This is a genomic window from Acinetobacter celticus (genome assembly GCF_001707755.1).
Classification (GTDB): Bacteria; Pseudomonadota; Gammaproteobacteria; order Pseudomonadales; family Moraxellaceae; genus Acinetobacter; species Acinetobacter celticus.
Window position 1 is genome coordinate 448,518 of the sequence record NZ_MBDL01000009.1, and the last position, 14,159, is coordinate 462,676.

The following is a 14,159-nucleotide window of genomic DNA, read 5'->3' on the forward strand; positions in this document are numbered from 1 at the left end:
TTGGGCTTATTGCTGACGTAAGTAGTTTGCCACTTTTTGAGCCTGCGTTGCGTTGCTCCACCAATATTCAATTCCCGTTGAAAGTTTGGGTTTGACTTTGGGTTGTTGATACATATTCCAATATGCCAACCAATTTTCACCCTTACCATAAGTCGGAATTTGATAATACCCCGCTCGTAACAAACGGTCTAAAGCACGTGTGCGAATGACCAACGCTTCCCGATCGGGTGCACGAATTATTTGTTGAATGATGGCATCTATGGCTGGATTTTTAATCCCTGCATAATTGTAATTACCCGGCTGATCTGCCGATGAACTGCCCCAAAATTGTGCTTGCTCATTGCCCGGACTTAAAGACTGAGGCAAGGCATTAGTGGTCATATCAAAATCTTTACTACGCATACGTTCAATGTACTGAGGGACATCGACCTGACGGATATTGACCTGAATTCCTAAGCGCTTTAAATTGCGAACAAATGGCATTAAGGTTCGCTGCAAACCATCTTGATGAATTAAAAACTCTAATTCAATGGGCTTACCCGACTTATCCAACAAACGTCCATTTTCAACTTTATAGCCCGCTTGAATTAACAATTGTCGCGCAACCAATAAATTCTGTCGATTAAAGCCAGTCGCATCAGAAACTGAGTATTTCCAATTTTTGAGCACCCCTGCACGTTGCACAGGGTCTAACTGTCCCAAATAAGGCTTTAAAACGGTTAATTCTGCGCGTGAAGGCAAACCTTTTGCTTCTAGCTCACTGTTGGCAAAATAGCTTTGTAAACGCGTATATTGTCCATAAAATAGAGCTTTATTTTGCCATTCAAAGTCATAGGCATAGGTGAGTGCCTGACGCAAACGAATGTCTTGAAATGGACTACGGCGGGTATTAAAAACAAAACTTTGTGTGGTAATTGGGTTTTGATGCTGAAAACGGTATTTCACCACCATCCCTGCTTTTACCGCAGGAAAGTTATATTCAGTCACCCATTTACGTGCTGTATTTTCCTCATGCAAAGTATATTGCCCAGACTTAAAACCTTCAAAAGCAATTTCTAAATTTCGATAATAAACGTATTTCAAGCGATCAAAATTATAGCGCCCTGTATTGACAGGCAAATCTTTGGCCCAATAATTGGGATTTCGTTTATAGGTTACGCTACGTCCTGCATCAATACGGTCAATTAAATACGGCCCAGAACCTAAAATAGGTTGCATGGTAATGCGGGTAAAATCTTTTTTAGCCCAATCTTTCTTTGAATAAATTGGCATCTGCGCCAAAATTAGTGGCATTTCAGCATTGTTGTCCGATTTAAAACGCATCTTGACCTGATATTTAGACAACACTTCCGTTTGGTCTAAATCGGACAAATACATCTGTAAACCTGGATTAGATTTAGTCTGAAATGTATCGAAGCTGTATTTAACGTCCTCTGCCGTGACCGCAGAGCCATCACTAAATTTAGCTTTGGGATTTAAATAGAAAATGACAAAAGACGTTTTCTTTGGGTCAAACGTTACTTTTTCGGCCAACAGTGGATACATCACACCCGGTTCATCTAAAGAACTACTCATGAGCGTATCAAATAAATAATTTACACCATCAACAGCATTACCTTTGCCATTCATGCTGTTCAAGTTATCAAAAGTACCGTTGCCAGACGTACTTAAATAACCACCTTTGGGTGCATGAGGGTTGGCATAAGGCATTGCGGGAAGGTTTGCATAACGTGGCGCACTGTGAATCGCAATAAAAGGCGTGGTTTGCAAAGCAGCCCACGCCCCTTGTGTCAACACAGATACACCACATGCGAAAACCCAATGTTTTACTGCAAACGGCATCTTCATACTGCTCCGTGTATAGCGCCCAGTTTAATTTGGAACTTTGATAACGTCGCCAATCCGTAATTGCGCAGAAGGCTGCATATTATTCATATCTGCCAAAACATTGCTTTCCATACCATAACGACTAGCCAAGCCAATAAGCGTATCACCACGTTTAATGCGATATTCACTGATGGTTTTTGGAAGAGCAATTTTCTGTCCAATGCGCAATCCTGCACGCGCACTCAAATCGTTCATTTCAGCCAATTCTGTAACACTCATCCCGACTCGGTTCGCAATTGAATTTAACGACTCGCCAGACTTCACCACATAGCTTTCTGTATTTCGAGATGTGCTGACTGGAGCCGTAGATTTAACCACTGCTGTCACTACTTCTTTTTCAGCTTCGGGAAGATTGCCTACAATTTTTAGTTTTTGACCAATGCGTACCGTACTGGTACGTGATAGTCCATTTAACTCAGCCAAATAGTTCAATTGCAAATGATATTTCTGTGCAATAGCAGTTAGGTTTTCACCTGATTTCACCACATGTGTTTGCTGAACTTCACCTGCATTACCACGAGTTTGATTTTTCACTGTAAGCTTGGTTTCAGTTTTAACTTCTGGTTTTTCTTCAACCACGTCGCCAGTTAATTTTAAACGCTGTCCAACTCGTAAACCTGTATTACGGTTAATACCATTTACGTTCGCCACATAGTCCATGCCTAAATTATAACGGCTTGCAATACCTGTTAAGGTATCACCCGATTGCACGGTATATTGTTCTGGCACAGTTGAACCCGCAGGAATTTTAATACTTTGTCCAATACGTAAACCACTATTGGCAGAAATGTTGTTTAACTCTGCCAGTTCACTCATCGCCATTTTAGACTGTGAGGCAATGCTATACAGCGTATCACCACGTTGGACAGTATAACTTTCGGTTTTAACTGTTGAATCTGCTTTGGTTTCAAGCTTCACATTAGAAACCAGTTTTTTCTCTTCCTGTTTTGTATTCAATGGTGCATTTGAACTGGCATTAACTTCATTCAAAGGCACATTAATTTTTTGTCCTACCATCAAGCTACTGGCAGAGGTTAAACCTGAAGTTAAATTAGCCAATTCCTGATTAGACAAGGCATAACGGTCTGCAATCAGTTTGAGATATTCACCGCGTTTAACTATATAAGATTTGCTCGGAACTTTAAGTTCTTTCTTCTCAGCTTCGGCTTTTTTATTATCAGCATCTAGTTTCGCTTTAGAAGCTGCTGTTTCTTTTAAAGAAAGTTTCTGGCCAACCAATAAACCACTGGTGGTATTTAAATTATTAAAGTCTGCCAATTGTTTTACAGATAAGCCAAACTGGCTGGCAAGGCCTATCAAACTATCATTGGCTTTCACAATATAACTTTCTGGCTGTAACTTGGCTTTAGATGCTTCTGGCGCAGTTATAGGTTTCGCATCATACAAATAAATACTGGTGCCCACATATAATTTGGCATCGGCATCCATCTGATTCCATTTCGCGACGTCACGCCAGTTCACCCCATTTTTCATCGCAATAACCACTAGGGTATCGCCAGATTGAACGGTATAGGTACTGCGCTTGCCCTTCGGTGCAACCATCACCACTTCAGAGTCCGTTTTAATGTAATTTTTGTCTAAATTACGTTTGGCTTCATCAGAATCTGGGCGGGTATTTTCCGCAACCCCTTTAGGATATGAAAAGCCCTTGGTGAGTTCTTTGCCTTGTTGTTCCGCTACCGACAAACTGGTTTGAATAGCAGTTAACTTAATTTTGCCATCATAAGGATCGACAATTTCAGTCCCACGTGGCGCTAAAGCCGTGAGTTCTTGAACCACCTCATCTTGCTCTGCTTTGGTTGCAACAGGTTTCAACACCTCATCTACAGTTTTAGTTTGCCCTTCCGCCTGAATGGCAGCCCTAATCTGCTCACGTTCCTTCGCAGAAAGTGCCGGTTCAGCAGTCACAGCTTTAACCGTCGATGCGACAGGTGTCACCGCTACAGGAATACGGGGTGCGCTTGGAATATCCGTACTGGCAGCAAATGCGGCCAATGCAGATGAACCTTGTGGCGTTTTCGCTTGAGGTCTACCCAATACAGCGCTTGAAACTGCCGTACTTGGTGGCGCTACCGATGATGGCTTAACCACAGGCGGTTTAGTTGCTACCGTAATCACAGGGGGTATTGTTTTAGACGGCGTAATGACGTTGCTATTTAAATCGGGTGGTGTCACTTTAGAGGGCGTAATAATGACATTATTTTTAGGTAAATTTTGACTTGCACCACCCGCCCAGTAACCCCCTGAGCTTGATTGCATTTTCTTCAGTCTTTCATCTACAGATGGACTGACATCTGCAGGAATCAAAATTTTCATTGGGCTTGATGTGTCAATCACCTCACCGCGATGCCCCGGATTTAACGCATACAGTTCTGCACGGCTTAAGCCCGTAATCGATGAAACTTCATTTAAGTTTGCAGGCCCCACCATCACTTCTCTAAAGTGTGGGCGGTTGGCAATAGGCGGTAAACTCACACCATACGCATTTGGGTTTTTAATAATTTGTGCTACCGCCAAGAAACGTGGCACATAATTCATGGTTTCTTGTGGCAGTTTTAATGACCAATAATCGGTTGGTAAACCCGCAGCTTTATTACGGTTAATCGCCTGTTGAATACGACCTGGGCCTGCGTTATACGACGCTAAAGCCAATTCCCAAGAACCGAACTGATTATATAAACTTCCTAAAAACTCATAAGCTGCACGGGTCGACTCCACAACATCACGGCGCCCATCGTACATATTGGTTTGTTTTAAACCATAAATACGCCCCGTACTTGGAATAAACTGCCACAAACCAGCGGCAGCCGCACTTGATGTTGCTGCAGGATCATACGAGCTTTCAATCACAGGAAGTAATGCCAATTCTGTTGGCATACCACGGCGTTCCGCTTCTTTCACAGTGTGATAAAGATAACGTGATGCACGTGCACTTAAACGGTCAATATACGGTTGACGGGATGCAAACCAGCCACGCTGTGCTTCAATACGTGTATCCCAATGGTTTAAATCCATTTTAAAACCAACGGTCATACGCTTCCACACATCACCATGTTTTAACACTTGCAGACGGTCACCTTCTACTGCACGCATATCGGTTGCAGAAAGCAAGTCTTCCAAGCCATCTAAACTATTGGCATCTAAATAGCCCGCTGAACCAACCATTTTCGACTTCGATGCTTTTGTTGCACCAGAAGATGATGAGCAGCCCGTCAAACCTAGAGTAGCTAACGCTGTCCCCAGTACTGTAATTTTAAATAATGCAGGCAAATTAGGCTGACACCAGATTGTGGTTGGTTTATACATAAAAAAATCCAAACAACTCGTATAAAATTTATTTTTTAGATATGCCATTGTAGTGAAGCGCGACGCAGACACAAGGCGTTAATTTAGCGCGAATTCAGTATAAATGTTACAAGAAATTAAAAAAACGTAAGGATATCGCTTTCGCAATTGCAATTGCGTTATACAATAGCCAACAGAACTTAGCCTTAATTATTCGGATTCATATTTATGTCACAAACAATCACGCTTTATGTCGATGGCGCTTGCAAAGGCAACCCCGGTTTAGGCGGATGGGGGGCATACATTATTACAGAATCTGAAGAGCATAAAATTTGTGGTGGCGAAGCCGAAACCACCAATAATCGAATGGAACTTACAGCAGCCATCGAAGGTGTATTGTTTTGTCCTACCGATGCCAAATTGATTATTTGGACAGACTCCAACTACGTCAAACAAGGGATTACCGAATGGATTCATGGTTGGAAAAAGAAAAACTGGAAAGATGTTAAAAACCCAGACCTATGGAAAAAGTTAGATTCTGTTTGCCAAGGTCGTGAAATTGAATGGAATTGGATTAAAGGCCATTCTGGTCATGCAGGCAACGAAATGGCCGACCAATTAGCCAACCAAGGTGCAGAAGAAATGCTTCAAAGCTTAAAACAGAACGCAAACGGTATCGATGCTTCAAAAAAAAAAGCTGAACCAGACTGGCTATTAAACGATCCTTTTGGCTTAGATTTGGCCGATGCTGAAGATTTAGATTCACCTGACTTGCTAGACGATGATGCTTTAGAAAGTGAAGATGCTGTTATTGATACGTCTGTAGCGTCTTCTGTAGAAGACCTTTCTGCAGATGCTGAAGTCATTACAATGCAAACTACAGCAAAGAATTCTTTACACCCACAGATTGTCATTACCCCTGCTACAGTCCATGCACAAGGCCCGCGCCAACTTATTTTAGATACAGAAACCACTGGTTTTTACTTTCAAGATGGTGACCGAATTATTGAGGTCGGTGCTATTGAGATGATCAATCGCAAGCTCACGGGTGGCTCTATTCATATTTATATCAACCCTAAAAAGCTCGTGGGTGATTCAGAAAGAATCCATGGTATTACCGATGAGTTCTTACAAGATAAACCCTTATATGCCGATATTGCAGACACCTTGTTTGAGTATTTAAAAGGCGCAGAAATTATTGCGCATAATGCGACCTTCGACATGAACTTCTTGAATATGGAGTTCACACGTGCAGGCTTACCGACACTGTCGAGTGTGTGTGATGTCACCGATACCTTAGCAATGGCAAAAGCCAAACATCCAGGGCAAAAAAACTCATTAGATGCCTTGGTGCGTCGCTATGAAATTCCACAGCGTGACCGTACCTTCCACGGCGCATTACTCGATGCTGAAATTTTATCCGACGTCTATTTAGCAATGACCGGTGGACAGGTTGCATTTGATATTGATGCCCTAACCCATAGTGATGATCCGTATGCACAAATTGCACGGGGTGCAGTTCAAATTCAACCTCCTGTTATTCTGCCAAGTGAAACAGAACTTGAAGAGCATGCGAATTGGGTCAAACAATTTGAAGAAAAACAGGGCACGCCTTGCCTTTTTGTAAAATAAAATCTAAATTTGCTGTTACTTTTTGTATTTAAACCCTGAATACATACGTTATAGTAAAACGATAAGATGGTCCGCCTAAACCTAGGCGGTTCACAAACAAGATAAAACCCTAGGAAAGGTGCAGATCCATGTCTTACCAAACCTCTATTCATTTTGATCCAACGGCATTACTGATAATAAAAAGTGAAGTTGATAACTCAATCAAATTGGTCGAATCAGCAGTCAGCACCTTAGTTGAAGATCAAACCCTGCCTTTTGGTATAGATGATGCACTCAATCAATTTGAACAATGTGCACAAGTTCTAGCACTGATTGATATGGCAAGCTTAGCGAAAATTGCACAATACTCAGCCGAATTAATGCGCAAGATTATGGGGAACCCTGCGGTTATTAATACAACTGATGTGATTGCACTGAGCGAAGGCACAACTATGCTTAAGCGCTATATCGAATTCATCTGCTTACGTGAAGTGAAAATCCCGCAGTTCTTACTCGATACGCTCAACCGTCTTGAACTGGCTTTAGGCAAACCACTCACTTCAGAAGGCCAACATATTGAAAAATTGTTGGACTGTATTACCCCCGATTTTGATTTACCTCAAGCGCCTGCACTGGAAAAGTCAGCTTATGTGCATCGCTTATACAAATTGTCTTTGAATAAACTGCTTAAGCAAGAAGAAACCGAATTAGATCTACAAGCCATTAAGCTCGTAGGCACTTATTTGGCAGGATTATCTGAAAAGCATCCGAGCAAACAATATTGGAATTTAGTTTTTGTAAGCTTCAATCAAATTGATCAGTTACTGATTAGTGAGCCACGCTTACGCACGCTGGTCAGCATTGAACGTAATATTGCACAATATTTTAATGCAGCAGATCGCTTCAAACCGTCTATAGCGGATATTGCCAATATTTTAAGCTTATGCATTAGCCAAGAAGATGATGTATCGCAACATATTCGTGGCAAACTCAATATTGGTGATGAATTACTCACCGACACCCAATTACAAGTATTCAGCCGTCATTTATATGGCCCCGACTTTGACACCATGCATACCATCAGCGCTTTAGTTACTGCTGAAATGGCCCAAATTCGTAATGATATTGAATTCAACTATCAAAATATGACGCCTGAAAAAACGCAAGAACTTCAGGATAAATTACTGCAACTGGCCAATATTTTTAAAGTTCTCAATTTAAATGAAGCTTGTAACGATCTTTCACGTCAAGCAGCCTCATTAAGTCAAAGTGAAATTTTAAAAGATGAAAACTTTGCACAGCAACTGATGAATTGTATTTTGTCGGCCATGAACTCTATTGGCGTACTTGAGCGCCATCACACTTCTAGTCGCCTGCAACTTCGTGTGAACAACATGAATATCTCACTTGACCGTTTAGACGAAGCACATGAAGCTCTGCTGAATGAAACCAAAATATTGATTAATAGCGCCAGCCAAGCATTGGTACAGTATGTTAGTGATCAAGATTTAGCTCCGTTAGCCACGGTTCCCGTGCAATTACGCGAGATTGGTGGTGCATTACAGTTCTTAAATGCAGAATCTGGTCAAGATGCACTGAATGTTGCATCACGTTTTGTTCAAAATTATATCGACTCCTCAAATGCAATTGGCCCAGAAAATATCAATCATATTTTAGATACCTTGGCGAGCGCAGACATGTTGATTGATAATTTAAAAAACAAACAACCTGTATTACACGCGATGTTTAAGATAGCATTGGACAGTAGCGATAAACTAAAAGCAGCAGCCTAATAATGACTCTCTCACTTGCCTATATTTTCAAGCAACAACAATTGTTGGTTGATGAACACTATCAACTTCCTCAGGTCGAAAGCGTAGCAAGTGATTTGTATATTGGTACGGGTGATCAAGTGATTGCCCGTGACCTGCTAGATGAAGAACCCATTCCAGAAGGTTTGCAACTTATTCCCATTCGCCAATTACTCCAACTTTGGAATATTAAACAGTTTGAACAAGCCAGTCGGGCAATTCAGCTATTAGAATGGCGGCGTAACCATAAATTTTGTAGTCATTGTGGCCAGAAAACCGAAGTACATACTCGTGAATATGCCATGGTCTGCCCTGCTTGTGGCTATCATCAATACCCACGCGTCAACCCTTGCGTCATTACCGTCATTACCCGTGGTCAAGATGAAGTTTTACTGGCTAAAAGTGCCCGTAATAAAAACAGTGAAATGTATGGCTTAATTGCAGGTTTCATTGAAGTCGGTGAAACACTAGAAGATGCGGTTCGTCGTGAAACGCTAGAAGAAGTTGGTTTAAAACTAAAAAATATCCAATATTTAGCCAGTCAACCTTGGCCCTTCCCGAGTAATTTAATGATTGCCTTTAAAGCAGAATATGCTTCTGGCGACATTGAACTACAAGTGGATGAAATTAGTGAGGCAGCCTTCTTTAAATTTGATCAGCTTCCTGAAATTCCATTTAAAGGCAGTATTGCGCATGCCATGATTATGCATGTCATTCAAGGTACAGTCGTCGCAGATGATACGCAGGCTTGGCTGTAAATAAAACCAAGCCCTTTTTATCTCATTATTTTAATGCATCATCCAAGGCCCGCATAATGGCATTTTTGGTGCCAAAGAATCGGCTGAATAAACTAGAAACCGAACCAATCATGGTAATGTGCCCGACAACGGGTACAGAAATGAGCTGGCTATAATTGCCCAATTCTTTGAGTTTAGTATCTAAATCTGAACTATTGCTGTGTCCAACAACGGTGTCGTTGGCTGCGGTAAATAAATAATGCTTAATGCTATTTGGCTCTACAAAATAATACGGCATGACTTGCTGATATGGCAGACTTTGATCAAAGGCATCGGCGCAAAGTGGATCACCTTTGTAATCAAAATGATACGGCCCAGCCAAACCAATAATTGCACGAATCTTGTCTTTGCTTTGTAGTGGATAAGGATGCGGGTTGTATACAGCTGACATGACATTAAATGCCCCTGCCGAGTGACCCATGAGCACAATATTTTCGACTGAAATTTTCAATTTAAGTTGTGACTGATTTAAATAATTCAGTGCCAAACTTAAGTCATCTATATAACTGGGGAAAATATGTTCAGGGGCTAAATGGTAGTTAATCACAGCTACATCAAAACCTTCTTTAGCGAAAGCTTCGCCTATAAAGCTATAATCTTTTTTGTCCCCATGCATCCACGCACCACCGTGTACAAATACAATCAGTGGGCGTTGCTGGCGCGGTGCATTGCTTCGATATAAATCTAGTCGATGACGTGCTTTAAGGCCATAAGGTACATGATTCTGAACCGTATAACCCTGCTTTGGCGTTAAACGATTGAGCGCGTAACTGCCAAAGTCATAAATGCGAAAATTTCGATACATAAATTTCGCAAGTTCAATTTTTTCATTGAGCTGGTTTTTCCAGCTTTTTACATTAAGGTGCATTATTCGGTTCAGCTGTATCCGGATCAATTGCTACTGGGGTTTGTGTCTCTGCCACACCATTTACAAGGGGGGATGAAAAACTAGAAGTATTTGAGCGTGCTTGTGTGTTTTGATCAATATTATCAACCAAAGTTACGATTTTAGTCACATTACCCACTTGCTGTAGCACCTGATTTAAATCGTTAATTTCGGCTGTATTCAAGCGACCCATAACATACAGCACACCATCTTCGGTATGAATATTGACTTTGCTATCTGACACAACAGGTGCTTTCATTATTAAGCCACGGGTATTTGCGGTCACGGCTGTGTCTTGCATAATGGTGTTATAGCTAATTTGATTACCGACTGTAATAAAATTATGAATCGATTTTACATCACTCATGGCTTTGACATTGTCTTCTGCCAATTGTTTTAAATGCACATCTGGCACTTGACCAGTCAGTAGCACATTACCGTGAAAACTATCAATATTAACGCGAGACTGTTTAAAACGTGCATCTAACTTATATAAATTAATTTTTGCCGTTCTTACAATGGAAGAATCAATAAATACCTGACCCAAAGAACGTGCACCACTATCTGTTCCAACTGGGGCACTGCCCGTACCGCCAGAAATAAAACTTGCACAACCTGATAAACTTGCGACACATAACATTGTCATTGCAATACGCTTCAACACTCAGCAAGACTCCTTAATATTTTAATCATTTTCTATCTATGCAGTTACACTGTATATTTTGTTCAAAGATTAATAAACTCTTGATCAAAAGTAAAAGCATTTTCTATCCATTGCTGATCATAAGGGAAATTGGAAAAATCATGCTGTAGTGATTTTGCAAACTGTTGATAAAAATCAAAACAAATCACATCAAAGCGACAGTAATACTGCTGAAATTGGGGGTATTGATTTAAAAAATATAGGGCAGTCTTTAGCATTTTATGTTGTTTGTGTATGGAAACCGTTTCAACAGCCTGTGCATAAGTCGTTTTTGAGCGGGCTTTCACTTCTATAAATAAAAGTTCTTGTTCACGTTGCACAATTAAATCTATTTCACCATATCGGCTATGATAATTGGCCTGTACCAAACAATAACCCTGTGTTTCTGCCAGTTTTAGGGCGTGTTGCTCTGCCCATTGTCCTAAATTCATTGATGTACCCCTATAAAATGACAACACCATGACGAGTATTTTTAAAACAATGGGGCGTGCGTTGAATGGTATTTCCTTGAATCTGGATTAATCCTGTACGTCCTTCAAAAGAAGCCTCTTGTAGTTTTGAATTGTGTAAATACATTTGCGTAATTGTCCACGCATCTCCACCAAAAGCCATTAAGCGTTGATACGACATGGTCGAAGGATTCCTTTCATACGCAGTATACATATCTGTCCAGCCAGAACTATACAACGCAGGTGTATCGCAAAATTTGAGTCCTTGTGGAATTGGCAAATCTTGTTCAATTGCATTCGATAAAGCATAAATCTGTTTTTTGGGCAATTTGCTTTGACTGTTCATCCATTCGTTACTTCCCAATAACAGTAATGCCTGATGTTTTTTTATTTTTTGTGGAGGTTCTTTGAGCACATGTAGTGGTATGGAAATTTGCGTCATTAAAGCCATTAAAAACAGTTCATGCTCATTTTCCGTCCCCGCCTGACGTATGGCATAAATCTCTTTCATCTGATCTTTTTCTAAGAGGTTTTTTAATGCGCTTGCATCATGCTTTTTTGCTAAGCTAAATTGTGAAATATTAGTAACCTGCGTTGAGCCTTCATTTAAAGCCAATACACGTATTTTCGGTTTGGCCTTTATTAAAGCATCGACATCATTACGTGATAAAGGCCCAATAATCATTTTAGTTTTTTTCGTGATGTGCTTTTTTAACAGCTGCGCCATTGAATTTTGATCTGAATTTACAAATTTAATTGGTTCTTTTTCATCAGAAGCCTCATATGCGCTTTGAAAACCAAGTTTGATACTCGAAGCGACTCGCGCCATAGGCCCTGATTCGGGTAAAATAACCAGAACCTCTGCTTGGGCGTAAGTCACACCTCCTATCAACGCCACTACAAGTAATTTTTTCTTATTCTTTCGCTTATTATTAAACATGGAGAAACCTATGGGTGCTCAGTTATTTGTTGTTGCGACTCCAATCGGGCACTTAGATGATATTAGTTATCGTGCAATTAATGTACTGAAATCGGTCGATATTATTGCCGCTGAGGATACACGAACTTCAGCACAATTGCTCAAACACTTTAATATTCCAACACCTTTGACCGCCTGTCATGAGCACAATGAAAGCAATAAAATTACTCATCTAATTCAACGTATGCTTAAAGGCGAAAGCATGGCTTTAATTAGTGATGCAGGCACACCGCTGATTAGTGACCCTGGTTTTAAGTTGGTTCGCGCAGCCCAAGAGCATAATATTCAAGTCATTCCTGTACCTGGTGCATGTGCAGCGATAGCCGCATTAAGCGCTGTAGGTTTACCCAGCGACCGCTTTAGTTTTGAAGGCTTTTTACCCTCTAGACAGTCACAGCGTATAATTGCTTTACAAAAATTAAAAGACGAAACACAAACCATAATTATTTATGAAGCGCCTCATCGTATTTTAGATTGTGTCAAAGACATGGCTGAAATTTTTGGTGCAGACCGCCCTGTTGGCTTTGCTCGAGAAATTACCAAGACCTTTGAAACCATCAAAAAAATGACACTTGGCGAATTGGTCACTTTTGTTGAATCTGACCGTAATCAGCAAAAAGGCGAAATTGTTTTGGTGATTGGTGGCGCAACTGAAGAGAAAGATTTAGAACAAGAAAAACTTGATCAATTACTCACCCGTCTCCTGCAAGATTTATCGGTGAAAGCGGCCTCGCAACTGGCTGCAGATTTAACAGGAATAAAAAAGAAAATTGCCTATCAACGTGCTTTAGAACTCACTCAAAGCAACGACGAAGAATAAACTAAATGGCTTTAAACACACTAAAATCATCTTGGTTTTAGTGTGTTTAAACATAAAAAAATGAATATCTGAATACAATAATTTTAATAAAAACCCATGAAAAAACTGACTTTTAGACCGATCTATCTTTTGAACGCACTTTGGCTCATAGGCTTAATGCATATTCTTTATTATGGCCTCCGACCCTATAGACACTATCGTTATGAAGATAGAGTGCAACCTGATACTCAGGCCGTTATTTTAACGCTTGGACTCTTTTCATTATTTTTTATAGTGGGAAATATCATTCAATTGATCCCAATATGGAAAAAATCTCGCTATCAGTGCTATATCTTCCTCAGCGCCGTTCTCATTTTTCAGACCTTGATTGCATTTATGGGTGCTATGCATGCCCCACCTTACTGGGCTACGTTTATTATTAATGGCCTATTTTTATTATTCATCCATTTTTTGGCTTTTCCCATTTGGGCTCTTTACCATACATACAAAAACACCGCTCAAAAGTAGCGGTGTTTAAGTTTTGTCGATTAGCTCTGAGCAGCTTCTTCGTCTGGTGGTACTTCTGTAATACGACCACCGCGCGCTAAAAAGGCAGCAACTTCATCTTCCAACGCCTGACGCTGTTTTAGCTTCGCTGTTACTGTCAAAGTTTCAGCTTCTGCTGTATCACCATCGACAGCACCTTCAGACGTATCGGACGCGCCTTTCTCAGCAGCTTTGGCTTCATCTTCATCGACTACAGAGTCTTCTGCATCGTCATAATCATTCATATCCGTCATCTTGTTCTCCCCACGAATGACCGTTTATACCGTTCAAGGTAAAACTGTTTTGGATTTATGAGGAATTTATCAATCTCTATGCGTTTCGCATAGTACCAATACCTCAAAATTCGTATCTTTTTTAGTCAAAA

The 14,159-nt window shown here is 40.6% G+C and carries 11 protein-coding genes; 4 read left to right on the top strand and 7 right to left on the bottom strand.

The features are described from left to right. Positions 1-6 precede the first annotated feature (6 nt). Both BBP83_RS08880 and BBP83_RS08885 read right to left on the bottom strand, forming a co-directional pair. A complete protein-coding gene (locus BBP83_RS08880; protein WP_141689964.1) occupies positions 7-1,842 on the bottom strand; it encodes an extracellular solute-binding protein in 1,836 nt (611 codons plus the stop codon). A 30-nt stretch (positions 1,843-1,872) separates the two neighbouring features. Next, positions 1,873-5,214 carry a lytic transglycosylase gene (locus BBP83_RS08885; protein ID WP_068887592.1) on the bottom strand — a complete coding sequence of 1,114 codons (3,342 nt, stop codon included), beginning with the start codon at positions 5,212-5,214 and terminating at the stop codon, positions 1,873-1,875. 207 nt (positions 5,215-5,421) lie between these two features. Here BBP83_RS08885 and dnaQ point away from each other — a divergent pair, with 207 nt between their 5' ends. From dnaQ to nudC, 3 genes are all read left to right on the top strand, one after another. Beyond that, entirely contained in the window at positions 5,422-6,825 is a 1,404-nt protein-coding gene (gene dnaQ / locus BBP83_RS08890; protein ID WP_068887594.1) for a DNA polymerase III subunit epsilon, read from the top strand. 128 nt (positions 6,826-6,953) lie between these two features. Then, on the top strand, positions 6,954-8,597 hold the full coding sequence (locus BBP83_RS08895) for a chemotaxis protein (protein ID WP_068887595.1): 1,644 nt from the start codon (positions 6,954-6,956) through the stop codon (positions 8,595-8,597). Positions 8,598-8,599: 2 nt separating this feature from the next. Next, positions 8,600-9,373: an NAD(+) diphosphatase gene (gene nudC / locus BBP83_RS08900; protein ID WP_068887596.1), complete on the top strand. Its 774-nt coding sequence runs from the start codon at positions 8,600-8,602 to the stop codon at positions 9,371-9,373. A gap of 25 nt (positions 9,374-9,398) precedes the next feature. Here the strand turns inward: nudC and BBP83_RS08905 are convergent, their stop codons facing one another. The 4 genes from BBP83_RS08905 to BBP83_RS08920 all read right to left on the bottom strand — a co-directional run bounded on the left by BBP83_RS08905 (position 9,399) and on the right by BBP83_RS08920 (position 12,390). After that, positions 9,399-10,280, bottom strand: a complete 882-nt coding sequence (locus BBP83_RS08905; protein ID WP_068887598.1) for an alpha/beta hydrolase — start codon at positions 10,278-10,280, stop codon at positions 9,399-9,401. After that, positions 10,270-10,962: a BON domain-containing protein gene (locus tag BBP83_RS08910; protein WP_068887600.1), complete on the bottom strand. Its 693-nt coding sequence runs from the start codon at positions 10,960-10,962 to the stop codon at positions 10,270-10,272. The genes BBP83_RS08905 and BBP83_RS08910 overlap by 11 nt, the downstream gene beginning before the upstream one ends. A gap of 62 nt (positions 10,963-11,024) precedes the next feature. Continuing rightward, entirely contained in the window at positions 11,025-11,432 is a 408-nt protein-coding gene (locus BBP83_RS08915) for a YraN family protein (protein WP_068887602.1), read from the bottom strand. A gap of 10 nt (positions 11,433-11,442) precedes the next feature. Continuing rightward, on the bottom strand, positions 11,443-12,390 hold the full coding sequence (locus BBP83_RS08920; protein ID WP_068887604.1) for a penicillin-binding protein activator: 948 nt from the start codon (positions 12,388-12,390) through the stop codon (positions 11,443-11,445). A gap of 10 nt (positions 12,391-12,400) precedes the next feature. Here BBP83_RS08920 and rsmI point away from each other — a divergent pair, with 10 nt between their 5' ends. Beyond that, on the top strand, positions 12,401-13,249 hold the full coding sequence (gene rsmI / locus BBP83_RS08925; RefSeq protein ID WP_068887606.1) for a 16S rRNA (cytidine(1402)-2'-O)-methyltransferase: 849 nt from the start codon (positions 12,401-12,403) through the stop codon (positions 13,247-13,249). A gap of 527 nt (positions 13,250-13,776) precedes the next feature. On the opposite strand, the gene BBP83_RS08935 is transcribed toward rsmI, so the two are convergent. Beyond that, positions 13,777-14,028, bottom strand: coding sequence for a hypothetical protein (locus BBP83_RS08935; RefSeq protein ID WP_068887610.1), 252 nt, complete (start codon positions 14,026-14,028; stop codon positions 13,777-13,779). Positions 14,029-14,159 lie beyond the last annotated feature (131 nt).

Coding starts and splice junctions, on each gene's coding strand:
- nudC (WP_068887596.1), top strand. CDS start 8,600: ATGACTCTCTCACTTGCCTATATTTTCAAGCAACAACAATTGTTGGTT.
- dnaQ (WP_068887594.1), top strand. CDS start 5,422: ATGTCACAAACAATCACGCTTTATGTCGATGGCGCTTGCAAAGGCAAC.
- BBP83_RS08880 (WP_141689964.1), bottom strand. CDS start 1,842: ATGCCGTTTGCAGTAAAACATTGGGTTTTCGCATGTGGTGTATCTGTG.
- BBP83_RS08915 (WP_068887602.1), bottom strand. CDS start 11,432: ATGAATTTAGGACAATGGGCAGAGCAACACGCCCTAAAACTGGCAGAA.
- BBP83_RS08920 (WP_068887604.1), bottom strand. CDS start 12,390: ATGTTTAATAATAAGCGAAAGAATAAGAAAAAATTACTTGTAGTGGCG.
- BBP83_RS08905 (WP_068887598.1), bottom strand. CDS start 10,280: ATGCACCTTAATGTAAAAAGCTGGAAAAACCAGCTCAATGAAAAAATT.
- BBP83_RS08935 (WP_068887610.1), bottom strand. CDS start 14,028: ATGACGGATATGAATGATTATGACGATGCAGAAGACTCTGTAGTCGAT.
- rsmI (WP_068887606.1), top strand. CDS start 12,401: ATGGGTGCTCAGTTATTTGTTGTTGCGACTCCAATCGGGCACTTAGAT.
- BBP83_RS08885 (WP_068887592.1), bottom strand. CDS start 5,214: ATGTATAAACCAACCACAATCTGGTGTCAGCCTAATTTGCCTGCATTA.
- BBP83_RS08895 (WP_068887595.1), top strand. CDS start 6,954: ATGTCTTACCAAACCTCTATTCATTTTGATCCAACGGCATTACTGATA.